This window comes from Burkholderia sp. BCC1996 (assembly GCF_905339955.1).
In the GTDB taxonomy this organism is placed as follows: Bacteria; Pseudomonadota; Gammaproteobacteria; order Burkholderiales; family Burkholderiaceae; genus Burkholderia.
Genome location: NZ_CAJPHM010000019.1, coordinates 57,368 through 78,398, shown reverse-complemented (window position 1 = coordinate 78,398; position 21,031 = coordinate 57,368). Strand labels below are relative to the sequence as shown.

General features: G+C 67.7%; 19 protein-coding genes and 1 tRNA gene. 8 read left to right on the top strand and 12 right to left on the bottom strand.

The annotated features are described in order from the left end of the window. Nucleotides 1-159: 159 nt before the first annotated feature. The 4 genes from U4Z64_RS25715 to U4Z64_RS25700 all read left to right on the top strand — a co-directional run bounded on the left by U4Z64_RS25715 (nucleotide 160) and on the right by U4Z64_RS25700 (nucleotide 3,061). Complete coding sequence (locus U4Z64_RS25715) at nucleotides 160-453, top strand: hypothetical protein (protein WP_044848553.1); 294 nt, start codon at nucleotides 160-162, stop codon at nucleotides 451-453. A gap of 235 nt (nucleotides 454-688) precedes the next feature. Beyond that, nucleotides 689-1,180 (top strand): energy transducer TonB, encoded by a 492-nt coding sequence (locus U4Z64_RS25710; protein WP_321821458.1) that lies wholly within the window; start codon nucleotides 689-691, stop codon nucleotides 1,178-1,180. Nucleotides 1,181-1,467: 287 nt separating this feature from the next. Then, a complete protein-coding gene (locus U4Z64_RS25705; protein WP_321821457.1) occupies nucleotides 1,468-2,778 on the top strand; it encodes an MFS transporter in 1,311 nt (436 codons plus the stop codon). A gap of 103 nt (nucleotides 2,779-2,881) precedes the next feature. Beyond that, nucleotides 2,882-3,061 (top strand): hypothetical protein, encoded by a 180-nt coding sequence (locus U4Z64_RS25700; protein WP_321821456.1) that lies wholly within the window; start codon nucleotides 2,882-2,884, stop codon nucleotides 3,059-3,061. Between the two features lie 56 nt (nucleotides 3,062-3,117). On the opposite strand, the gene waaC is transcribed toward U4Z64_RS25700, so the two are convergent. Next, on the bottom strand, nucleotides 3,118-4,116 hold the full coding sequence (gene waaC / locus U4Z64_RS25695) for a lipopolysaccharide heptosyltransferase I (RefSeq protein ID WP_124487788.1): 999 nt from the start codon (nucleotides 4,114-4,116) through the stop codon (nucleotides 3,118-3,120). Nucleotides 4,117-4,296: 180 nt separating this feature from the next. On the opposite strand from waaC, the gene U4Z64_RS25690 reads away from it, so the two are divergent. Further along, nucleotides 4,297-5,880: a chloride channel protein gene (locus U4Z64_RS25690; RefSeq protein ID WP_321821455.1), complete on the top strand. Its 1,584-nt coding sequence runs from the start codon at nucleotides 4,297-4,299 to the stop codon at nucleotides 5,878-5,880. 116 nt (nucleotides 5,881-5,996) lie between these two features. Here the strand turns inward: U4Z64_RS25690 and U4Z64_RS25685 are convergent, their stop codons facing one another. From U4Z64_RS25685 to U4Z64_RS25665, 5 genes are all read right to left on the bottom strand, one after another. Beyond that, nucleotides 5,997-6,398, bottom strand: coding sequence for a YXWGXW repeat-containing protein (locus tag U4Z64_RS25685; protein ID WP_321821454.1), 402 nt, complete (start codon nucleotides 6,396-6,398; stop codon nucleotides 5,997-5,999). Nucleotides 6,399-6,555: 157 nt separating this feature from the next. After that, nucleotides 6,556-6,810: a cell division topological specificity factor MinE gene (gene minE, locus U4Z64_RS25680; RefSeq protein WP_006486661.1), complete on the bottom strand. Its 255-nt coding sequence runs from the start codon at nucleotides 6,808-6,810 to the stop codon at nucleotides 6,556-6,558. 12 nt (nucleotides 6,811-6,822) lie between these two features. Next, entirely contained in the window at nucleotides 6,823-7,638 is an 816-nt protein-coding gene (gene minD / locus U4Z64_RS25675) for a septum site-determining protein MinD (RefSeq protein WP_044849298.1), read from the bottom strand. Between the two features lie 59 nt (nucleotides 7,639-7,697). Continuing rightward, nucleotides 7,698-8,465: a septum site-determining protein MinC gene (gene minC / locus U4Z64_RS25670; protein ID WP_321821453.1), complete on the bottom strand. Its 768-nt coding sequence runs from the start codon at nucleotides 8,463-8,465 to the stop codon at nucleotides 7,698-7,700. Nucleotides 8,466-8,632: 167 nt separating this feature from the next. Continuing rightward, the gene (locus U4Z64_RS25665; RefSeq protein WP_260426262.1) at nucleotides 8,633-9,286 is read right to left on the bottom strand and encodes a GNAT family N-acetyltransferase; all 654 of its coding nucleotides are present in this window, start codon (nucleotides 9,284-9,286) and stop codon (nucleotides 8,633-8,635) included. 554 nt (nucleotides 9,287-9,840) lie between these two features. Here U4Z64_RS25665 and U4Z64_RS25660 point away from each other — a divergent pair. Next, on the top strand, nucleotides 9,841-11,001 hold the full coding sequence (locus U4Z64_RS25660; protein WP_321821452.1) for an alkane 1-monooxygenase: 1,161 nt from the start codon (nucleotides 9,841-9,843) through the stop codon (nucleotides 10,999-11,001). A 75-nt stretch (nucleotides 11,002-11,076) separates the two neighbouring features. Here U4Z64_RS25660 and U4Z64_RS25655 read toward each other — a convergent pair whose 3' ends face one another. From U4Z64_RS25655 to serS, 3 genes are all read right to left on the bottom strand, one after another. After that, complete coding sequence (locus U4Z64_RS25655; RefSeq protein ID WP_321821451.1) at nucleotides 11,077-12,612, bottom strand: methyl-accepting chemotaxis protein; 1,536 nt, start codon at nucleotides 12,610-12,612, stop codon at nucleotides 11,077-11,079. Nucleotides 12,613-12,903: 291 nt separating this feature from the next. Beyond that, a tRNA-Ser gene (locus U4Z64_RS25650) sits at nucleotides 12,904-12,994 on the bottom strand. Between the two features lie 131 nt (nucleotides 12,995-13,125). After that, a complete protein-coding gene (gene serS / locus U4Z64_RS25645) occupies nucleotides 13,126-14,427 on the bottom strand; it encodes a serine--tRNA ligase (protein ID WP_044849213.1) in 1,302 nt (433 codons plus the stop codon). A gap of 251 nt (nucleotides 14,428-14,678) precedes the next feature. On the opposite strand from serS, the gene U4Z64_RS25640 reads away from it, so the two are divergent. Further along, nucleotides 14,679-14,945, top strand: coding sequence for a DUF2164 domain-containing protein (locus tag U4Z64_RS25640; RefSeq protein WP_124487783.1), 267 nt, complete (start codon nucleotides 14,679-14,681; stop codon nucleotides 14,943-14,945). Between the two features lie 42 nt (nucleotides 14,946-14,987). Here the strand turns inward: U4Z64_RS25640 and U4Z64_RS25635 are convergent, their stop codons facing one another. The 3 genes from U4Z64_RS25635 to U4Z64_RS25625 form a co-directional block, all read right to left on the bottom strand. Then, on the bottom strand, nucleotides 14,988-16,298 hold the full coding sequence (locus U4Z64_RS25635; protein WP_044849211.1) for a replication-associated recombination protein A: 1,311 nt from the start codon (nucleotides 16,296-16,298) through the stop codon (nucleotides 14,988-14,990). A gap of 201 nt (nucleotides 16,299-16,499) precedes the next feature. Further along, nucleotides 16,500-17,189 carry an outer membrane lipoprotein chaperone LolA gene (lolA, locus tag U4Z64_RS25630; protein WP_044846204.1) on the bottom strand — a complete coding sequence of 230 codons (690 nt, stop codon included), beginning with the start codon at nucleotides 17,187-17,189 and terminating at the stop codon, nucleotides 16,500-16,502. A gap of 46 nt (nucleotides 17,190-17,235) precedes the next feature. Further along, entirely contained in the window at nucleotides 17,236-19,545 is a 2,310-nt protein-coding gene (locus U4Z64_RS25625) for a DNA translocase FtsK (RefSeq protein WP_044846205.1), read from the bottom strand. A gap of 421 nt (nucleotides 19,546-19,966) precedes the next feature. On the opposite strand from U4Z64_RS25625, the gene trxB reads away from it, so the two are divergent. Then, nucleotides 19,967-20,929, top strand: coding sequence for a thioredoxin-disulfide reductase (trxB, locus tag U4Z64_RS25620; RefSeq protein ID WP_044846206.1), 963 nt, complete (start codon nucleotides 19,967-19,969; stop codon nucleotides 20,927-20,929). The last annotated feature ends 102 nt before the right edge of the window (nucleotides 20,930-21,031 follow it).

Below are 21,031 nucleotides of genomic sequence, written 5' to 3'. Positions count from 1 at the left end.
CGCACCGCCTGCGGCACGCTCGACGTTGCCGCAGGCGACGCGCGCAGCCCTCACGGGCCGGGCCGCCATCGCCTAGAATTCGATCAGCACGGCGACACGACCGCCGCCGCAATTCGATGCCGCCCGCACCATCCGTGCGGGCGGCACACGGAGACCGCCATGACCGAACTGTCGACAGCGCCCGATCACGTCGATTACGAAGGCTTCGAGATCCATGTGGTGCCGGGCCTCGTCCCCGGCAGCGACGCGCGCTACACCTACACCGGCTATGTCTGCCATCCGGGCGTGAACCCCGCGCTGCCGGATCATGCCGTACCGTTCCATGCGGACGGCGAAGAAAGCTTCGCGAGCGTCGAGGAAGCGGTGCATGAAGCCGTGCACATCGGCAAGACCATCATCGACGGCACGCATCCGGACCTGTCCGTTCTATCGCTCGTGACACACGGCTACTGAGCCGGTCGAGCACGCCGCTGCCGTTGCGTCCCGCACGCGCCGCGCGTGCGCAATCGTCGTGCCCGCATGGTCACGTGTCATGTCACATCGCGTCGCGATGCGCGCCGGAAGCCCCGCCGAATCGCCATCATCCGCGAATCGGCACATCGCGCTTCGCGTGCTATGCGTTTGTCCCGATAACGCGCCGCGCGCAGACGCCTATCATTTTTTTATCGTCACCCTCCGGCACTCCCCCATGCCTTCTCTTCCCTGCCCGGGCGTCGACCGGCTGCGCATTTCCGCGCTGGTCGCCGCCGTCATGCTTGCCGCCTGCACGATCACACCGCCCCCGTCGCTGCGCTCGATCCTGACGATTCCGTCGGTCATCCGCAGCGCGAATCGCGACCAGTACCGCGTGGAAGTCGCGCAGTGCGTCGCCGAGCACAATCCGTCCGCCGTGTCGCACGGGATGCCGCAGGCGATGCTGCGCTCGCTCGTCGTCGTCGCGTTCACCGTCGATCGCAGCGGCCAGCTCGTCAACGCATCCGTCTATCGCAGCAACGGCGACAGTGAAGCGGAAGCGCTCGCGCTCGCGTCGCTGCGCCGCTCGGCGCCACTGCCGCCACCGCCGTCGAAACTGCTGGACGGCAATGGCCGGCTCGAGATGATGGAAGGCTGGCTGTTCAACGACGACGGCCACTTCCAGTTGCAAAGCACCGCATCCGCGCAGGCGCAATCGATCGACTGAGCCCGCGCCCGCCCGCGTTTGCCGCCATGTCGCGGCGCTGGCTATAATTTTCCGCAATCGCGCGGCCACCCTCCCGCGCGCGTTCGCGCGCCGCACCCGGCATGCGAGCCGACCACGCCGGCACCGGGCGGCGGCGACCTATCCGTCTCCATCGTCGACCGGCGGGTGACGTCCGCGCCACGCCGCGCGTCCACGCCGCCGCCTCATCCGCTCGGCCGCTCCCGGCTGGCGTCCGCCTGCCCGAGCGCTCACCCGGCCGACCGCCCAACGACAAAACGGAGACATCCATGTCCGCATCTCCCCCGGCCGTTGCACACGCAACCGGTTCGGCCGGCGCCGTCAGCCACCGGCGCATCGTGTTCGCGAGCTTCATCGGCACCGCGATCGAGTTCTACGACTTCTACGTGTACGCGACGGCCGCGGCACTCGTCATCGGCCCCGTGTTCTTTCCGCACGGCTCCGCGACCGCACAGGCGCTGTCCGCATTCGTCACGTTCGGCATCGCGTTCATCGCGCGGCCGATCGGCTCGTTCCTGTTCGGCCACTTCGGCGACCGCATCGGCCGCAAATCGACGCTCGTCGCGTCGCTGCTCGTGATGGGCGTGTCCACCACCGCGATCGGCTTCGTGCCCGGCTACGACACGATCGGTGCGCTCGCACCGGTGCTGCTGTGCGTGCTGCGCTTCGGCCAGGGGATCGGCCTCGGCGGCGAATGGGGCGGTGCGGCGCTGCTCGCGACCGAGCACGCGCCGCAAGGCAAGCGCGGCTGGTTCGGGATGTTCCCGCAGCTGGGCCCGTCGGTGGGCTTCCTGATGTCGAACGGGTTGTTCTTCGCGCTCGCGCTGTCGCTGTCCGACGAACAATTCCGCAGCTGGGGCTGGCGCATCCCGTTCCTCGTCAGCGCGGTGCTCGTCGCGCTCGGCCTGTACGTGCGGCTGAAGATCACCGAGACACCGGCGTTCCAGGCCGCACTCGAGCGCAACGAGCGCGTGCGCGTGCCGGTCGCGACGCTCGTCTCGCAACACTGGCAGCCGACGCTGCTCGGCGCGCTCGCGATGGTGGTCTGCTACACGCTGTTCTATATCTCGACGGTGTTCTCGCTGTCGTACGGCGTGTCGACGCTGCATATTCCGCGCCAGAGCTTTCTCGGCCTGCTGTGCTTCGCGGTCGTGTTCATGGGGCTCGCGACGCCGCTGTCGGCGTGGGCCTCCGACCGCTTCGGCCGCAGGCCGGTGCTGGTCGTCGGCGCGATCGCCGCGCTCTCGTCCGGCTTCGCGATGGAGCCGCTGCTCGGCAGCGGCTCGATGCCGCTCGTCGCGCTGTTCCTGACCATCGAGCTGTTCCTGATGGGCGTGACGTTCGCGCCGATGGGCGCGCTGCTGCCCGAATTGTTCCCGACCAACGTGCGCTATACGGGCGCGGGCGTCGCGTACAACCTCGGCGGGATCCTCGGCGCGTCGATCGCGCCGTACATCGCGCAGCTGCTCGCCGCGCGCGGCGGCCTGTCGTGGGTCGGCGGCTACGTGTCGGTTGCGGCGGCAATCAGCCTGGTCGGCGTGCTGCTGATGCGCGAAACCCGCGACGCATCGCTCGTCTGAGCCCTCGGGGCGCCCCGGGTTGTGCGGCGGGGGCCGCCGCTTACGTTCGATCCGGGGGCGCCGTCACGCACCCGGGGCTCCCTCCGCTGAAGGAGCCGCCGCAATGGACCTCGGCCTCGACAACGCCGACCTCGTCCTGATCCTGGCGCTCGCGCCGGGTGGCGCCCTGCTGCTCGCGGCGCGCTTCCGGCCGAAAACCCGGCGCGGCCTCCTGTTCGAGGCACTTCTCGCCAACCTGGCCGCCGTCGCCGCGGTGATGACGGTCGAAGCGCTGCTCGCCTGAACGCGCGGCCCGCTTCCCCCGGGCCGGTTCATGCCAATAGCGGGCTCGCGCTGGCCCTAGGCCGTCAGCCGGTCACGCAGCGCGCCATAGGCCGGCCCGACCGCATCGATCGCATCGAGTGCCTGCGCAACCGACGGCGGCGCGCCCGGTTCGCCGATCGACAGCGCGTTCGGCGCGCCGCCGATGCCGCAATGGTGACGCGACGTCGCGACGAAAATCATCACGGTCGGCCGCTGCAGCGCGTGCGCCATATGCACGAACCCGGTATCGACGCCCACCACGAGCGCGGCCCGGCCGATGGCCGCACCCAGTTCGCGCACCGACATCGCCGGCAGCACGATCGCGCCCGACGCACGCGCGGCAATGTCCTGCGCAGCGTCGTGTTCGGCTGCCGATCCCCACGGCACGAGCACGCGCACGCCGCGCGCCATCATCTGCGTAGCCAGCGCGGCCCAGTGGTCGGCGGGCCATTGTTTGTCCGGATTGGACGTGGCGTGAAACAGCAGCATGAACGGCGCGCCGTCGGTCACGGCGGGCGGCAGGTTCGCATCCTGCGGCGGGACGATCCCGTAAGCGGCGCTGCCCTCGGGGACATAGCCCAGCGCCTCGCCGGCGCTCACGCGCATCCCGTGCCACGCGTCGCAGTCCGGCCGCGGGCCGAAGCGATGCGAGTAGGCGAAGCGGGCACCCGCCTCGCCGAGATCCTGCGTCTGATAGCCGACGCGGCGCGCGGCACGCGCGAGTGCCGAGATGATCGCGCTCTTGTAGACGCCGTGCAGGTCGATGACCGCATCGTAGCGGTGCGCGCGCAGCGCGCCGATCGACGCCGAGATCGCCTTCAGGTCGCCGCCGTTCCGGAGCTTCTTGAACCGCCGCAACGGCGCGCAAAGCACCTTGCTCACACCCGGATGCCAGCGCACGACCTCGGCGCACGATTCGTCGACGGCCCAGTCGACCGTTACGCCCGGAAAGGCACGGTGGAGGTCCGCGACGACAGGCAGCGTCTGGACGACGTCGCCGAGCGACGTCACTTTCACGATGAGGATGCGTTTCACTTTTCTTATGATGAATGGGGTGGGCCGGCCATTTGGTGATGCTAACGACGGTTGCCGCGTTGATACATTACGCCGACATTACATTTGCAACAAAGTGCGACGCTTGGGTGAGGATTTGTCGAGCCCCGGCTGCATCAGGTTCTTTTTATAATGCGCTCTTTGCCCTCCCGGCGTCCGCCGATGCAACGCCCCGCCCTTCCTGCCCTGCTTTCCGGGTTGTTTCCCGCCCTCACCCGCCGCTCGCTGCGGATCTGGCGCCAGTACGGCGTGTTCTGGCTCGGCGCGATCGCCGTGGGCCTCGCGGCCGTGCTGTACGCGCGGCTGATCGACTGGGGCTACGACACGTTCCGCACGATGCGCGACCACGCCGCGTGGCTGCCGCTGCTGCTGACGCCGTCGATCGCCGCCGCGTCGGCATGGCTCACGCGCCGCTTCTTCCGCGGCGCCGAAGGCAGCGGGATCCCGCAGGTCATTGCAACGCTGCATGCGAGCCCGGGCGCATTCGGCGCGCGGCTGCTGACCCTGCGCATCCTGTTCGGCAAAGTCCTGATCTCGTTCATGGGCATTCTCGGCGGCTTCACGATCGGACGCGAAGGCCCGACCGTGCAGGTCGGCGCGTCGCTGATGTTCAACCTGCGGCGCTTCTACCCGCGCTCGAACGCGCAGATCGAACGACAGCTCGTACTCGCCGGCGCGGCGGCCGGCCTGTCGGCCGCGTTCAATACGCCGCTCGCCGGGATCGTGTTCGCGATCGAGGAACTCACCCGCAGCTTCTCCGCCCGCGCAAGCGGCGTGCTGATCACCGCGATCATCCTCGCCGGCGTCGTCGCGTTGGGCCTGAACGGCAACTACACGTACTTCGGCACGATCGACGCCGGCCAGCATTTCCCGAAGATGCTCGCCGTCGCCGTGCTCGTCACCGCGCTCGTGACCGGCGTCGCGGGCGGCCTCTTCAGCTGGCTCCTGCTCAATACCGGGCGCTGGCTGCCCGCGCGCCTGCTCGGCCTGTATCGCGAGCGCCCGATCGCGTTCGCGGCGCTGTGCGGTTTCGTGATCGCCGTCGTCGGCCTCGTGTCGGGCGGGACGACGTTCGGCAGCGGCTATGCCGAGGCGCGCGGCCTGCTCGACGGCCATGAACGGCTGTCGGTGCTCTATCCGTTCCTGAAGATGGTGTCGATGGTCGCGTCGTACCTGCCGGGCATTCCGGGCGGGATCTTCGCGCCGTCGCTGTCGATCGGCGCCGGGTTCGGCAACCTGCTGCACCTCGTGTTCGGCGACATGAGCCTGCCGATGCTGATCGCGCTCGCGATGGTCGGCTACCTCGCGGCGGTCACGCAGTCGCCGATCACGTCGTTCGTGATCGTGATGGAGATGATCAACGGTCACGCGCTCGTGATTTCGCTGATGGCGACCGCGCTGGTGTCGAGCCGGATGGCGCGCTTCTTCGCGCCGCCGCTCTACGAAACACTCGCGCAGCGCTATCTCGCGCCGCCAGCGGCCGCCGCTGAACCCGCCGTGGCGCCGGCGGCTACGGCCGGCGTCGTCGAGCCGCAGGATGCGGCCGCCGCGCCCGCCGATCCGCTCGACACGCTGCGCGAACGGGACGGTGGCGAGCGGCAGGCCCCGGCGGCCGGCAACGCCGCCACGCACACGCCCGCGACGTCGCACGACGACGGACCGTCCGGTTCCGGCACGACCGTATCCGGCACGACTCCTTCCGGCACGAGCGGCCCGGCGCAGACGGGCCCGCCTACCCCTCAGTAGATCACCACCGGCGCGGGCCGATAGTAGACGGGCCGCGCCGGCACGACGATACAGCCGGCGAGCGTGATCGCGACGAGCGCAATGGCAAGGGCGGTTCGTTTCATCGCGCGCCTCCGTCAGGCCCAGTGGCCGCGCGTCCAGAACCAGTTCGGGCCGCGCTGATCCCAGTGGCCCGGCACCCAGTGCATGCCGATACGCTCGGTTTCCCAGCGGCCGCCGATCCAGACGTAGCGGCCATGATCCCAGTGCCAGTGACCGCGCTCCCACACATAGCCGACGCGTGCGTCGGGCACGACCTCGTAGCGCAGCGGCGGCGGCGCGTTCGGCGCGACGACGACGATTTCCTCGGCGGGCGCGGCCACCGGTTCGGCGACGAGCATCCGGCCCGACTGCACCATCACCGGCGTACCGACGAGGATTTCGTCGGCGCGTGCGGCGAGCGGCGCGGCGACGGCTGACAGGCCCGCGGCGAACAGTACGAGCGACACGATACGGCGTTGAACGGTAGAGACAGCCATCACAACCTCCTGATTGACAAATGACGCGAGCGTATTCGTTCAATGCGGGAGATCGACCAACGGCCGACAGACGCCGTGTTACGGCGCGCCCGAAAGTGCAACAGGGCGTAAGACGCGCACGGCGGCAGGCGCCACCGTGCGGGGGGACAGACAGCGGTCAGGCTTGCGGAATCTCGATCTTCACTTCGAGGACTTCGAGATCGTCCTGGCGCTCGAGGCTCACGCGGATGTCATCGTTCGAAATATGGACGTACTTCGAGATGACCGCGACCAGCTCCTTCTGCAGCGCCGGCAGGTAGTCGGCCGGCGGCCGGCCGCCGACCCGCTCGTGCGCGATGATGAGCTGCAGGCGCTCCTTCGCGACCGATGCGGACTTCTTCTTCTCGCCGAGGAGAAACGAAAGGATGGACATGGGCGGCCTCCGTTACTTGCTGCCGAAGAGGCGCTGCAGCAGGCCCGGCTTCTGATAATCGGTGAAGCGCAGCGGCTTGTCCTCGCCGAGGAAGCGCGCGACGACGTCCTTGTACGCTTCCGCAACGTCGGTGCCGTCGATGTGCACGGCCGGCAGGCCCTGGTTCGACGCGTGCAGCACGGCTTCCGATTCCGGCACCACGCCGATCAGCTTGATGCGCAGGATCTCGCTGATGTCCTCGAGCGACAGCATTTCGCCTTCGCTCACGCGCTTCGGGCTGTAGCGCGTGATCAGCAGGTGTTCCTTGATCGGATCCTTGCCTTCGGCCGCGCGCTTCGTCTTCGACGACAGGATGCCGAGAATGCGGTCCGAGTCGCGCACCGACGACACTTCCGGGTTCGTGACGATCAGCGCTTCGTCCGCGAAGTACATCGCGTGCAGCGCGCCCGCCTCGATACCGGCCGGCGAGTCGCAGACGATGTATTCGAAGTCCATCGCGACCAGGTCGTTCAGCACCTTCTCGACGCCGTCACGCGTGAGCGCATCCTTGTCGCGCGTCTGCGATGCCGGCAGGATGAACAGGTTCTCGCACTTCTTGTCCTTGATCAGCGCCTGGTTCAGGTTCGCTTCGCCCTGGATCACGTTGACGAGGTCATACACCACGCGACGCTCGCAGCCCATGATGAGATCGAGGTTGCGCAGGCCGACGTCGAAGTCGATCACGGCCGTCTTGTGGCCGCGCAGCGCGAGGCCGGACGCGAAGCTCGCGCTGGTCGTCGTCTTGCCCACGCCGCCCTTGCCCGAAGTCACCACGATGATTTTTGCCATTTACCCAATACCCTGTGTTCGTCAATGAGAGCCGATCGACCCGGAGCGTGCCGCGTGAATCACGTCAGGCGCAGCGGTTCGATCATCAGTTTTTCCTCTTCGAGCCGGATCTGCACCGATTTGCCCAGTATGTCGGCGGGCAACGGGTTCTCGGTCGTTCGATAGATACCCGCGATCGAAATCAGTTCCGGCTCGAGACACGTGCAGAAAATGCGCGCGTCGTGATTGCCGTGCACGCCCGCGAGTGCGCGGCCGCGCAACGGCGCGTAGATGTGGATGTTGCCTTCCGCGATGATCTCGGCGCCGTGACTGACCGGCGCCAGCACCACGAGGTCTCCTTTCGCGTAAATCTGCTGCCCCGAACGCAGCGGCCGATCGATCACCAGCGTCTGGCCGCCCGCCGCAACCGGCGTCGGCGCAGGTTCCGGCGCCGGTTCGGCTGCCGCGGCAGCGGCCGGCGCCGCGACGGGCGCCGGCTCCGCTTCGTCGGCCGGCTTCGCGGCCGACACGCGGCGATCGCGCGCCTCGAGCAACGGCAGGCCGGCTTCCCCCGCCCAGCCCTGCGTGGCCAGCGCGACGACGCCCACCGGGCGCATCCGCACGTCGTTCAGCATCTGGCGGATGTCGGCGAGCGCGACGCGTTCGCCGTCCGCGAGGCGGCGGACGTCGATCGCGACGACATCGTCGGCGAAAAACTCGGGAGTCGCTTCGAAGCGCTTGACCAGTTCGGTACGCAACGCGTCGAGATCGGTCGTCTTCACGGTGAACAGCAACGTATCGACCGATCCGCTGCGCAGCTCGAAGAATGGCGATTTTTTAAGCGACATGGACACTCTGCAAAAAATTTTTGCGTATTTTACAGGCGTCCACGCGTGCGGCCATTATTTTTGGGGAGCCGGGGGGGCGACCGTCGCGGCGAGCGCGCAACCGGCAGGCGGGCAGTCGGGCGGGCGGCCGGGCCTTCATCACGCCGTGCGGCCCGCGCATTCATGCGTCAGGGTGTGTTGAAGTGCGACACGAACAACGACTTCATCGCGCCGGGCATCCGCGCGATCGGCGCATGCTCGCCCGTGTTGCCGAAGCCCGCGCGTTCGTAGAAACGGATCGCGTTGCGGTTCGCATCGGCGATCCATGCGTAGACGTCCCGCGCCCCGCGTTCGGCCAGCCACGCGGTAGCCGTTTCCAGCAACAGCACGCCGCCGCGCAGGTGGCGGACCGCGTGCGCGACCCACAGCTCGCTGACGAACGCGCGCCGCTCGGGCGTCGTGTCGAAATACGCGCCGATCATGCCGGCCGGATGGCCTTCGGTGTACAGCAGGAAAGTCGTCGACTCGTCGGACGCGGCACGCAGCGCGGCGATGGCCGCCGCCGCGTCGGAATCGACGTTCAGCAATTCGGCCTCCGGCGCTTCACCGGGCGCGTAGGGCTCACGCAGCGATGCGGCGCGGAGTTCGCGATACACGCCGCCCTGATCGGCAGCGATACGACGAACGGTCAAGGTCGAACTCATGCAGGCACAGCCCCCTTCGGACAGCAAGTTACTAGCTTCAACCGAAAGCGGGGCATGAGTCAAATCGTAATTTTCAAATGACAGCGCGGATCGAAAGGCAGCACGCGTCGCGCACGCGCGGGTGTGCGGGTGCAGCATCGACGCGTCGACGGGCCGCGACGCATGGCAGTCCGAACGGCGAAGTCGGACGCGTCGCCCCGCTCGCCTTGTCATGCATGGCATTCACGTGGTCCAGGTCCGACGTTACCCCGCAGCGGCGCCGTAATGATCCGTAATATATGTATCCCAAAAAGCCTCGCCGCCACGCGATGTCGCGTCGCATTTATTGCATTGCAACATTCGTTGCGGACCGCGCCGCCGCATACTCGCGCGTGTGGCCTCGCGTATTCATCGCGTATTCATCCGACGAGAATACCGGCTGCGCGAGCGGATCGGGCCCGCTCCGGCCTGTTTCAATCACCGTGGCGCAGGCCCCTCCCGGCCCGCGTCCTGCACGGCCCGCCGTTTGGAGTTGCCCGCCTAGCGGCGGGGTTTGGAAAGCGCGCGCGACGGTCGTATAACTGGCACAACCGGACCACCGATCCGGTGCCGCGCGCCGTGCCGCGGACCCACGACGATTCGACCGACGACAAGCGCGTCACTCGGCCGCCGCACCGCACACGCGGGAGCCGGCCCCGAAAAGGAGGGAGACAATGGCAATGACCGACGCATCGGCCTCGGGCTGGTCGGATGGCAAACGTTATCTGTGGCTGCTCGGCGCGGTGACGATCACGCTGCCGATCCTCTCGGCCCAGCTCGCGCTGTCGACGGGCCTCCACGTGTTCTGGTGGTTCGGCCCGCTGTTCGCGTTCGGCGTGATCCCGGTCCTGGACACGCTGATCGGCGACGATCGCGACAATCCGCCCGAAGCCGTCGTCCCGCATCTCGAACGCGAGCGCTACTACCGCTACATCGTCTATCTCGCGACGCTGGTCGAATACAGCGCGTTCTTCATGTGCGTGCGGATCGTCGGCACGCATGCGCTCGCGTGGTACGACTACGTCGGCTTCGCGCTGTCGCTCGGCGCCGCGACGGGCATCTCGATCAACACCGCGCACGAACTCGGGCACAAGACCAGCCGCTTCGAGCGCTGGCTCGCGAAAGTCACGCTCGCGCCGGTGGCGTACGGGCACTTCTTCGTCGAGCACAACCGCGGCCATCACGTGCGCGTCGCGACGGCCGAGGATCCGGCGAGCGCGCGCTACGGCGAATCGTTCTGGGCCTTCCTGCCGCGCACGGTGACGGGCAGCATCCGCTCGGCGTGGCGGCTCGAGAAGGCACGCCTCGAGCGGCTCGGGCATTCGCCGTGGACCTGGCGCAACGAGGTGCTGCACGCGTGGGCGATGACCGTCGTCGTGTGGGCCATCGCGATCGCGATGGCCGGCAAGATCGTGATCCCGTTCCTCGTGATCCAGGCCGTGTACGGCGCGTCGCTGCTCGAAGTCGTCAACTACGTCGAGCACTACGGGCTCGGCCGCCGCAAGCTGCCGAGCGGCCGCTACGAGCGCTGCACGCCGCAGCATTCGTGGAACAGCAATCACGTCGTCACCAACCTGTTCCTGTACCAGTTGCAGCGGCACGCCGACCATCACGCGAACCCGACGCGCTCGTACCAGGCGCTGCGACACTTCGACGACTCGCCGCAACTGCCGGCCGGCTACGCGACGATGATCCTGTTCGCCTATGTGCCGCCGCTCTGGTATCGCGTGATGAATCCGCGTGTCGTCGCGCACTATGGCGGCAACATGGCGCAATCGAACATCAAGCCATCGATCCGCGCTCGCGTGCTCGCGCAGTATTCGGCCGCGGGGTGACGCAGGACGGCGCGGTCGCGGTCGCGGTCGCGGTCGCGGTCGCGGTCGCGGTCGCGGTCGCGGTCGGCAATATCGTCACGCGGCCTGCGGCAGCCTGAACACGGCGACCGCGTGCCGCAGCGCGCTCGCCTGCTCGGCCAGCGCCTGCGTCGCCGCCGACGCCTGTTCGACCAGCGCCGCATTGCGCTGCGTCGCTTCATCCATCTGCGTGACCGCGACGTTCACCTGCTGGATGCCGCCGCTTTGCTCCTGCGAAGCGGACGAGATCTCGCCGACGATCGACGTGACCCGCTGCACCGCGCCGACGATCTCGTGGATCGATTCGCCCGCGCGCGCGATCAGCACGGCGCCCTCGTCGACCCGCCGCGTCGATTGCTCGATCAGCGCCTTGATCTCCTTCGCGGCGGCCGCGCTGCGCTGCGCGAGCGTGCGCACCTCCGACGCGACGACCGCGAAGCCGCGCCCCTGCTCGCCCGCGCGCGCCGCCTCGACGGCCGCGTTCAGCGCGAGGATGTTGGTCTGGAATGCGATGCCGTCGATGACCGCGATGATCTCGCCGACCTTCGCCGCGCTGGCGGCAATCCCGCTCATCGTGCCGACCGCGTCCGTCATCACGCCACCGCCCGCGGACGCGATGTCCGATGCGTCGCGTGCGAGCTGCGCCGCATGCTGCGCGTGTTCGGCCGACTGGCGCACGATGCCCGTCAGTTCGGTCATGCTGGCCGCGGTTTCCTCGAGCGACGCAGCCTGCGCCTCGGTGCGCGACGACAGGTCGTGATTGCCCGCCGCGATCTGCGCACTCGCGGTCGCGACGGCTTCGGCATGCGTACGCACCTCGAGCACGACACCCGACAGGCTCGCCTGCATCGTCTTCAATGCGCGCAGCAGATCGGCGATCTCGTCGCGGCCGGCCGCGTCGACGTCGCGCGTCAGGTCGCCGCCGGCCACCGCCTGTGCACAGGCCACGGCGCGATCGAGCGGCCGCAGGATCGCGCGGCTGAACAGGAACGCACCGATCATCGCGATGCCGAGCACGATCAGCATCAGCACGACGCTCGCCGCGGTCGCGTGGCGCGCATCGCGGCTCGCTTGCGCCGACACGGCAGCACTCTCGTCGGCGATCGCCTTCGCCGCGCGCTCGAGCAGCGCGGCGGGCGCCCGGTCGACGCCCGCCACGGCCGCGTCCCCGGCCGTCGGCTCGAAGCCCGCGGCCTTGAACGCGTCGAACCCGCGCCGGTAGCCGTCGCCCATCGCCGCATGCGCGCGCATGAACTGCTCGACGAGCGTCCGGCTCTCTCCGGGCGGCAGCTCGCCGACGAGTTGCGCGGCCAGCGTGTCTACCGTGCGCTCACGCGTCTGGAATGCCTGCCAGTACTTGTCGAGCTTGTCGGGCTGCTTGCCGCGCAGCAGCGTGTCCTTCCATTCCTGCACCTGCAGCTTGAACTGCACGAGCGTGGCCGATACGAGCCGCTCGTCGGCAACGTGCGTCTGCACGTCGTTCGCGAACGTGTCGATCGAGCGATTGAGAATGCGGATGCCGTACAGCGCGCCGCAGAACATCAGCAGCAGCGCAATGGCGAATGCGAGGGGAATCTTGTAGCTCAGCTTCATGGGACCTTGGATCGTCGGAGAACGGCGACCGCGCAAAAAGCGCGAGCCGCCGACCGCTCTGTTAACGGCGCGCGAGGTCAAGGCTGAAGCGGGCAAGCGGCGGCGGGAACCGTGCGGGTCGAGCACGAAGCCCGTGGCGATCCGTCGGCGGCGGGAACCGAGGCAGCAACGCCCAAGCGGGTGCCGGCCGATCGGTACGCGCGCGCGTACCGCACATCGCATCCACGCTCGCCACCGGGCGACCAAAACGAAAAACCCCGTGATCCTTCCGGATCACGGGGCTTCGTATTTTGGCGGAGAGGGTGGGATTCGAACCCACGGTACGGGGAAACCGTACGCCTGATTTCGAGTCAGGTACATTCGACCACTCTGCCACCTCTCCTTCCTTGCTGCTTCATTTCCCGGTTGGTCGTGTCCGGGAAAGAAAAGATTATAGAACGATCTCTTCGGAACTCACAAGCGTTTTTTGCAAAAATTTTTGCGAGCCCGTCGAAGACCGATCGCGCAGCGATCTCACGACGCCTGCGCAGGCGCTTCGATTCGCTCCATGCCGCCCATGTACGGACGCAGCGCCTCGGGCACCGTGACCGAACCGTCGGCATTCTGGTAGTTCTCCAGCACTGCGACGAGCGTGCGGCCGACCGCGAGGCCGGAGCCGTTCAGCGTATGCACGAGTTCCGGCTTGCCCTGCGCGTTGCGGAAACGCGCCTGCATCCGGCGCGCCTGGAACGCCTCGGTGTTCGAGCAGCTCGAGATCTCGCGATAGGTGTTCTGCGCGGGCAGCCACACTTCGAGGTCGAACGTCTTCGCGGCCGAGAAGCCCATGTCGCCCGTGCACAGCGTGATCACGCGGTACGGCAGGCCGAGCTTCTGCAGGATCGCCTCCGCGTGGCCGACCATCTCGTCGAGTGCCGCATACGACGCGTCCGGCGCGACGACCTGCACCATCTCGACCTTGTCGAACTGGTGCTGGCGGATCATCCCGCGCGTGTCGCGGCCATACGAGCCGGCTTCCGAGCGGAAGCACGGCGAATGCGCGGTCAGCTTGATCGGCAGCGCGGAGCCTTCGACGATCGACTCGCGCACGGTGTTCGTCAGCGAAATCTCGGACGTGGAGATCAGGTACTGCGTGATCGTGTTTTCAGCGCCGCCCTTCTCGACGCGGAACATGTCGTCCGCGAACTTCGGCAGCTGGCCCGTGCCGTACAGGATCTCGGGATTCACGATGTACGGCGTGTACGTCTCGCTGTAGCCGTGCTGCAGCGTGTGCGTGTCGATCATGAACTGCGCGAGCGCGCGGTGCAGGCGTGCGATCGAGCCGCGCAGCATCGTGAAGCGTGCGCCGGCGAGCTTCGCGCCGGTTTCGAAATCGAGGCCGAGCGGCGTGCCGACGTCGACGTGATCCTTCACCTCGAAGTCGAACTGGCGCGGCGTGCCCCAGCGGCGCACTTCGACGTTGTCGGCTTCGTCCTTGCCGACCGGCACGCTTTCGTGCGCGATGTTCGGCATGCCCAGCATCAGGTCGGACAGGCGCGTCTGGATCTCGCCGAGCTTGGCCTCCGACGCCTTCATTTCGTCGCCGATCCCGCCGACTTCGGCCATGACGGCCGACGTGTCCTCGCCCTTCCCCTTCATCGCGCCGATCTGCTTCGACAGGCTGTTGCGGCGCGCCTGAAGCTCTTCGGTACGGGTCTGGATCGCACGGCGTTCCGCTTCGAGGGCGGAGAACGCGGCGACGTCGAGGGTGTAGCCGCGATCGGCGAGGCGCTTCGCGACGCCGTCGAGGTCTTTGCGCAGCAACTGGATGTCGAGCATGGGAGGACTTGGAAAATCGTTGTGTAAGACGGGAATTCTAACGCACCGCGGGGCCGCCACGGCATTGGCCGGATGGACAGTGCCGCAAACGCGCGACGGGCGTGGCAGTATCGCATTGCCGGCCTGCGCGCCCGCAGCCGGCGAAGCGCGTTGCGCGACGCCGCGGCGCAGCGCGCGACAGCCGCTCCGGCCGGGCGCAACGCGGCGGGCAACGCACCCGTCTTCGCATCATCATCACCCGAGGGAACCCGATGGCCATCGAACTGGACAAGGATGTCCGCGACCGCGCGATCGCGTCGCTGCAACGCTATTTCACAGAAAACATGGACGAGCCGATCGGCAACATCCAGGCCGGAGCGCTGCTGCACTTCTTCGTCGAGGAAATCGCGCCGGCAATCTACAACCTCGCGATCGCCGATGCGCAGGAGCGCCTGCACGCACGGGTCGCCGAGCTCGACATCGACTGCCACGAGGAGCCGTTCGAGTACTGGAAGAAGCAGCCGGGCCGCCGGCGATGACACGCCCCAGGCAGCGCCGGCCGTCGCGCCGCGCGCGGCCGGTCAGTCCTTCTTGCCGGCCTCGCGGTCGAGCTCGCGCAGCCACGCGAGCTTGTCGGCGATCTTCGATTCGAGCCCGCGCGGCACCGGCTTGTACCAGCGCGGTTCGCGCATCCCTTCCGGAAGATACGACTCGCCGGCCGCATAGGCATTCGGCTCGTCATGCGCGTAGCGATACGCGTGACCGTAGCCGAGTTCCTTCATCAGCTTGGTCGGCGCATTGCGCAGATGCACGGGCACCTCGCGCGACTTGTCCTGCTTCACGAACGCCATCGCCTGGTTGAACGCGTTGTAGCCCGCGTTGCTCTTCGCCGCGCACGCGAGATAGATCACCGCCTGCCCGAGCGCCAGCTCGCCTTCGGGCGAGCCGAGCCGCTCGTAGGTCTCGGCCGCGTCGTTCGCCACCTGCAGCGCGCGCGGATCGGCGAGGCCGATGTCTTCCCACGCCATCCGCACGATGCGCCGCGCGAGATACTTCGGATCCGCGCCGCCGTCGATCATCCGGCAGAACCAGTACAGCGCGCCGTCCGGGCTCGAACCGCGCACCGACTTGTGCAGCGCCGAGATCTGGTCGTAGAAGTTGTCGCCGCCCTTGTCGAAGCGCCGCGCGTTCAGCGTCATCGCGCTGCTGACGAACTCGGCATCGATGGTCGTGACCTTGGCGGACGCTGCGGCCGTCTGCGCCTGCTCGAGCAGGTTCAGGAAGCGCCGCGCGTCGCCGTCCGCATAACCGATGAGCGTATCGATCGCCTTGTCGTCGAACGCGAGCCCGTCGAGCGCGATTTCCTGCGCGCGCTTGAGCAGCTGACGCATCTCGTCGTCGTTCAGCGACTGCAGCACGTACACCTGCGCCCGCGACAGCAGCGCCGAGTTGACTTCGAAGCTCGGGTTCTCGGTCGTCGCGCCGATGAAGGTCACGAGCCCCGACTCGACGAACGGCAGCAGCGCATCCTGCTGCCCCTTGTTGAAGCGGTGGATTTCGTCGACGAACAGGATCGTGTGGCGGCCGGTGCGATTCAGCGTGTCCTTCGCCTGCTCCATCGACTCGCGGATGTCCTTCACGCCGCCGAGCACCGCGGACAGCGCGATGAACTCGCAGTCGAATGCGAGCGCGGTGAGGCGCGCGAGCGTCGTCTTGCCGACGCCGGGCGGCCCCCACAGGATCATCGAATGCGGCTTGCCGGATTCGAACGCGAGCCGCAGCGGCTTGCCTTCGCCCAGCAGATGCGTCTGGCCGATCACCTCGGCGAGCGTCTTCGGCCGCAGCGCCTCGGCGAGCGGCCGGCGCGGCTCGACTTGAAACAGGTCGGACATGAACCCTCGCTCCAGATCAAACGATGGCGGCCGAACGGGCCGCCGGACCCGACATTATGACAGCCGCGCGACTGCACCGCCGCGCCTGGTGCCGCGCCCGGTGCCCGCGCGCCCAGTGCCCGCGCCCGATGCCCGCGCCCCAAAACAACACGGGCCTGCCGTCGCCGGCAGGCCCGTGTCGGGAAAACGGCGTGGTGCCGGTCAGCCGTTGATCACGTCCGCGCCCTTCGGCACGACGAACTTGAACGTATCGCTCTTGAGCGGCGGGTTCGTCTGGATGTTCGTGAACGTGAGCAGCGTGACGTTGCCGAACACGTCGTGCAATTCCATCGCGGCGAGCGTGCCGTTGCGGAAGCCGATGCCGATCCGCTGGAATTGCGTGTCCTGCGCCTTCGGCAGCATCTCGAGCCACTCGATGCCGCCCTTCTCGCCGGCATCGCGCAGCGTGTAGTTCTTGTCGAGATCGTTGCTGCCGAACAGGATCGCGGCCGGGCTCGCGCCCAGCGCGCCGTTCAGCTTGCGTTCGGTGACCTGGTTCAGGTCGCGGTCGTACACGTAGAGCTTGTCGCCGTCGGCCTGCAGCACCTGCTGGTACGGCTTCTGGTACGTCCAGATGAACTTGCCGGGACGCGAGAACACGAACGTGCCGCTCGAATTGTCGTTCGGCTTCGGCGCGGCCTGCACGGCGCTCGCGCCCTTGGCCGGCGCCTTGACGATCTGCTGCGTGAAATCGCCTTTCGCCGAGCGCACCTGCGACACGAAGGCCTTCAGCTGCTCGGTGCCGCCCGCGAACGCGTGCGTCGCCGCGAGCATCAGCGATGCGCCGGCGAGCGCCGCGCCGAGCCAGCGCCGCGTCGAACGAAGGGACACTGCGAACGAATGTTGCTGCATATTGCGGTTTTCTCCCTGGGTGGCCGGCGCTGCGGGCGCCGCGGACTCATTCCGCGTCGCGCGCCGGCACAAGAATTTCGCGGTTGCCGCTCGACGACATCGCCGACACGAGCCCCGACTGTTCCATCTGTTCGAGCAGCCGCGCCGCACGGTTGTAGCCGATCCGCAGATGGCGCTGCACGAGCGAAATCGACGCGCGGCGGTTCTTGATGACGATCTCGACCGCCTGGTCGTACAGCGGATCAGACTCCTCGCCGCCTTCGCCGGTTCCCGCGCCGGCCGAGCCCTCGTCGCCGTCGGCCGTGCCGCCTTCGAGCAGCCCTTCGACGTAGTTCGGCTCGCCCTGCTCCTTGAGCTTCTCGACGACGCGATGCACTTCGTCGTCGGCGACGAACGCGCCGTGCACGCGCACCGGCAGCCCGGTGCCCGGCGGCAGGTACAGCATGTCGCCCATCCCGAGCAGCGACTCGGCGCCCATCTGGTCGAGAATCGTGCGCGAGTCGATCTTCGACGACACCTGGAACGCGATCCGCGTCGGCACGTTCGCCTTGATCAGGCCGGTAATCACGTCGACGGACGGACGCTGCGTCGCGAGGATCAGGTGGATGCCGGCCGCGCGCGCCTTCTGCGCGATCCGCGCGATCAGTTCCTCGACCTTCTTGCCGACGACCATCATCAGGTCGGCCAGCTCGTCGATCACGACGACGATGTTCGGCAGGCGGCCGAGCGGTTCAGGATCGTCCGGCGTCAGGCTGAACGGATTCGGAATCTTTTCCTCGCGCTTCGCCGCGTCGTCGATCTTGTTGTTGTAGCCCGCGAGGTTGCGCACGCCGAGCTTGCTCATCAGCTTGTAGCGGCGCTCCATCTCCGCGACCGTCCAGTTCAGCGCGTGGCCGGCCTGGCGCATGTCGGTGACGACCGGGCACAGCAGGTGCGGAATGCCTTCGTAGACGCTCATTTCGAGCATCTTCGGATCGATCAGGATCAGGCGCACCTGCTCGGCGGTGGCCTTGTACAGCAGCGACAGGATCATCGCGTTGATCCCGACCGACTTGCCCGAACCGGTCGTGCCGGCGACCAGCAGGTGCGGCATCTTCGCGAGATCCGCGCAGACCGGCTTGCCGCCGATGTCCTTGCCGAGGCTCAGCGTCAGCGCCGACGACGCGGCCGCATAGACTTCCGAGCCGATGATCTCGGACAGGTGGACCGTCTGGCGGCGCTGGTTCGGCAGCTCGAGCGCCATGTAGTTCTTGCCGGGGATCGTCTCGACCACGCGGATCGACACGAGCGACAGCGAACGCGCGAGATCCTTCGCGAGGTTGACGATCTGGCTGCCCTTCACGCCGGTGGCCGGCTCGATCTCGTAGCGCGTGACGACCGGGCCCGGATACGCGGCGACGACGCTCGCCTCGACGCCGAAGTCCTTCAATTTCTTCTCGATCAGGCGCGACGTGAATTCGAGCGTATCGGCGGAAATCGCTTCCTGCGTCTTCGGCGCGGGATCGAGCAGCGACACCGGCGGCAGCGTCGAATCGCCCGGCAGGTCGGTGAAGAGCGGCACCTGGCGCTCGCGCTCGACGCGCTCGGACTTCGCCGGCGTGACGACCGGCGGCACGATCGTCACGGGCTCGTGATCCTCGATGCGCACACGCTCCTCTTCGACCTTGCCTTCGCGGCGCACGGCCGCGGCCTCGCCGAGCTTGCGGTCGCGCTCGGCCTCGCGGCGCAGCTTAGCGACGTTGACGGCGGACAGGATCGCCCCGCCCACGCGCTCGGCGACCGACAGCCACGAGAAGCGGAAATACAGCGACAGGCCGATCGCGAGCAGGATCAGCAGCAGCAGCGTGCCGCCGGTGAAGCCGAACGCGTGCGACATCGCACCCGCCACGGCCTCGCCGATCACGCCGCCCGGTGCGCGCGGCAGCTGCACCTTCAGCGACCACATGCGCAGCGCCTCGATGCCGTCGCACGCGAGCACGACGAGCACGAACGCCAGGATCTCGGTGAGCCAGCCGATCGGCCGCTCGGGTTCGTCGGCGACCGCCTCGTGACGCGTGATGCGCCGGTAGTTGACCGCGATGCGCCGCCCGAGCGGCACGATCAGCCAGTAGGCCGACAGGCCGAACAGCAGCAGGATGATGTCGGCCGTCCACGCGCCGACGCGGCCCGCCCAGTTCGAGATGTGGTCCACCTGCGCGGCGTGCGTCCAGCTCGGATCGCGCCGGCTGTAGCTCAACAGGGCCATCACCAGAAAAGCGCAGAGCGCGACCTGGAGAATCCAGCGGATCTCCGTGAGGAGCTTCGACATCCGGTGCGGCAACGCCTGTGCCTGGGCGGAATAAGGAGCTTTTGCCATGAATCCGTATAAAGAGGACGGGCCGCGCGCCCGCCTGTCGTTCGATCGCGCTTATTGTAAACGCTGCACCGGGGCGCCAAGTGTAAATGACGGTTACATAAGAGGGTCGGGGCGGCCGACGCCGATAGCCGCGCATGCGATCCGGCCGCCGGTCGGCCCGTGACGCCGGGCCGCGGCAATGCGCGCCACGGGCCGCAGCCGCCCGCCTCTCCCACGCCGACCCGCCCGCCCAACCTGCCCCGCGGCTGCGGGCGCCCCACCGAGAAACGCTATCGCCACGATTGAAACTCTCGTTCGGCAGCGCAGCAACGGGGCCTTTATAATGCGCGTCTGATACCCATCTACGACGGCATCCCGGTCAACCCAGACCGTCCGGCGAGCCTTACCCCGCCCGCCGCGGCCGCCCTTTACGGATTCGCACATGTCCACGCCCAAACACGCCAAAGTCCTGATTCTCGGTTCCGGCCCCGCCGGCTACACGGCTGCCGTCTATGCGGCTCGCGCCAACCTGTCCCCGGTGCTGATCACCGGCATCGCGCAGGGCGGCCAGCTGATGACCACGACCGACGTCGAAAACTGGCCGGCGGACGCGAAGGGTGTGCAAGGCCCGGAACTGATGGCGCGCTTCCTCGAGCACGCCGAGCGTTTCAACACCGAAATCGTCTTCGACCACATCCACACCGCGAAACTGCACGAAAAGCCGATCCGGCTGATCGGCGATTCGGGTGAATACACGTGCGACTCGCTGATCATCGCGACCGGCGCATCCGCACAGTATCTCGGCCTGCCGTCCGAAGAATTGTTCATGGGCAAGGGCGTGTCGGCCTGCGCGACCTGCGACGGCTTCTTCTACCGCAACCAGGAAGTCGCGGTGATCGGCGGCGGCAACACCGCGGTCGAGGAAGCGCTCTACCTGACGGGCATCGCGAAGAAGGTCACGGTGATCCATCGCCGCGACAAGTTCCGCGCCGAGCCGATCCTGATCGACCGCCTGCTGGAGAAGGAAAAGGAAGGCGTCGTCGACATCAAATGGGATCACGTGCTCGACGAAGTGACGGGCGAGGATTCGGGCGTCACGGGCCTGCGCATCAAGAACGTGAAGACCGGCGAGAAGCAGGACCTCACCGTGCAGGGCGTGTTCGTCGCGATCGGCCACAAGCCGAATACCGACCTGTTCCAGGGCCAGCTCGAGATGAAGGACGGCTACATCCTGACGAAGAGCGGCCTGCAGGGCAACGCGACGTCGACGAGCGTGCCGGGCGTATTCGCCGCCGGCGACGTGCAGGACAACGTGTATCGCCAGGCGATCACGAGCGCCGGCACGGGCTGCATGGCCGCGCTCGACGCGCAGCGCTACCTCGAAAGCCTGCACGACAAGAAGTAAGCGTCGAGCCTTCGCGCGCCGGGCGCTACAATGGCGTCCGCTGCCGCGAAGCAGGCTTGACCGGAAAGCCGCTGCCGTCGCGCAGCGGCTTTTTTTGTGCCC

Bases quoted from the DNA above. Each gene is read 5' to 3' on its own strand.
- U4Z64_RS25715 (WP_044848553.1), top strand. From the start codon at position 160: ATGACCGAACTGTCGACAGCGCCCGATCACGTCGATTACGAAGGCTTC.
- U4Z64_RS25710 (WP_321821458.1), top strand. From the start codon at position 689: ATGCCTTCTCTTCCCTGCCCGGGCGTCGACCGGCTGCGCATTTCCGCG.
- U4Z64_RS25705 (WP_321821457.1), top strand. From the start codon at position 1,468: ATGTCCGCATCTCCCCCGGCCGTTGCACACGCAACCGGTTCGGCCGGC.
- U4Z64_RS25700 (WP_321821456.1), top strand. From the start codon at position 2,882: ATGGACCTCGGCCTCGACAACGCCGACCTCGTCCTGATCCTGGCGCTC.
- U4Z64_RS25690 (WP_321821455.1), top strand. From the start codon at position 4,297: ATGCAACGCCCCGCCCTTCCTGCCCTGCTTTCCGGGTTGTTTCCCGCC.
- U4Z64_RS25685 (WP_321821454.1), bottom strand. From the start codon at position 6,398: ATGGCTGTCTCTACCGTTCAACGCCGTATCGTGTCGCTCGTACTGTTC.
- minE (WP_006486661.1), bottom strand. From the start codon at position 6,810: ATGTCCATCCTTTCGTTTCTCCTCGGCGAGAAGAAGAAGTCCGCATCG.
- minD (WP_044849298.1), bottom strand. From the start codon at position 7,638: ATGGCAAAAATCATCGTGGTGACTTCGGGCAAGGGCGGCGTGGGCAAG.
- minC (WP_321821453.1), bottom strand. From the start codon at position 8,465: ATGTCGCTTAAAAAATCGCCATTCTTCGAGCTGCGCAGCGGATCGGTC.
- U4Z64_RS25665 (WP_260426262.1), bottom strand. From the start codon at position 9,286: ATGCTGCACCCGCACACCCGCGCGTGCGCGACGCGTGCTGCCTTTCGA.
- U4Z64_RS25660 (WP_321821452.1), top strand. From the start codon at position 9,841: ATGGCAATGACCGACGCATCGGCCTCGGGCTGGTCGGATGGCAAACGT.
- U4Z64_RS25655 (WP_321821451.1), bottom strand. From the start codon at position 12,612: ATGAAGCTGAGCTACAAGATTCCCCTCGCATTCGCCATTGCGCTGCTG.
- serS (WP_044849213.1), bottom strand. From the start codon at position 14,427: ATGCTCGACATCCAGTTGCTGCGCAAAGACCTCGACGGCGTCGCGAAG.
- U4Z64_RS25640 (WP_124487783.1), top strand. From the start codon at position 14,679: ATGGCCATCGAACTGGACAAGGATGTCCGCGACCGCGCGATCGCGTCG.
- U4Z64_RS25635 (WP_044849211.1), bottom strand. From the start codon at position 16,298: ATGTCCGACCTGTTTCAAGTCGAGCCGCGCCGGCCGCTCGCCGAGGCG.
- lolA (WP_044846204.1), bottom strand. From the start codon at position 17,189: ATGCAGCAACATTCGTTCGCAGTGTCCCTTCGTTCGACGCGGCGCTGG.
- U4Z64_RS25625 (WP_044846205.1), bottom strand. From the start codon at position 19,545: ATGGCAAAAGCTCCTTATTCCGCCCAGGCACAGGCGTTGCCGCACCGG.
- trxB (WP_044846206.1), top strand. From the start codon at position 19,967: ATGTCCACGCCCAAACACGCCAAAGTCCTGATTCTCGGTTCCGGCCCC.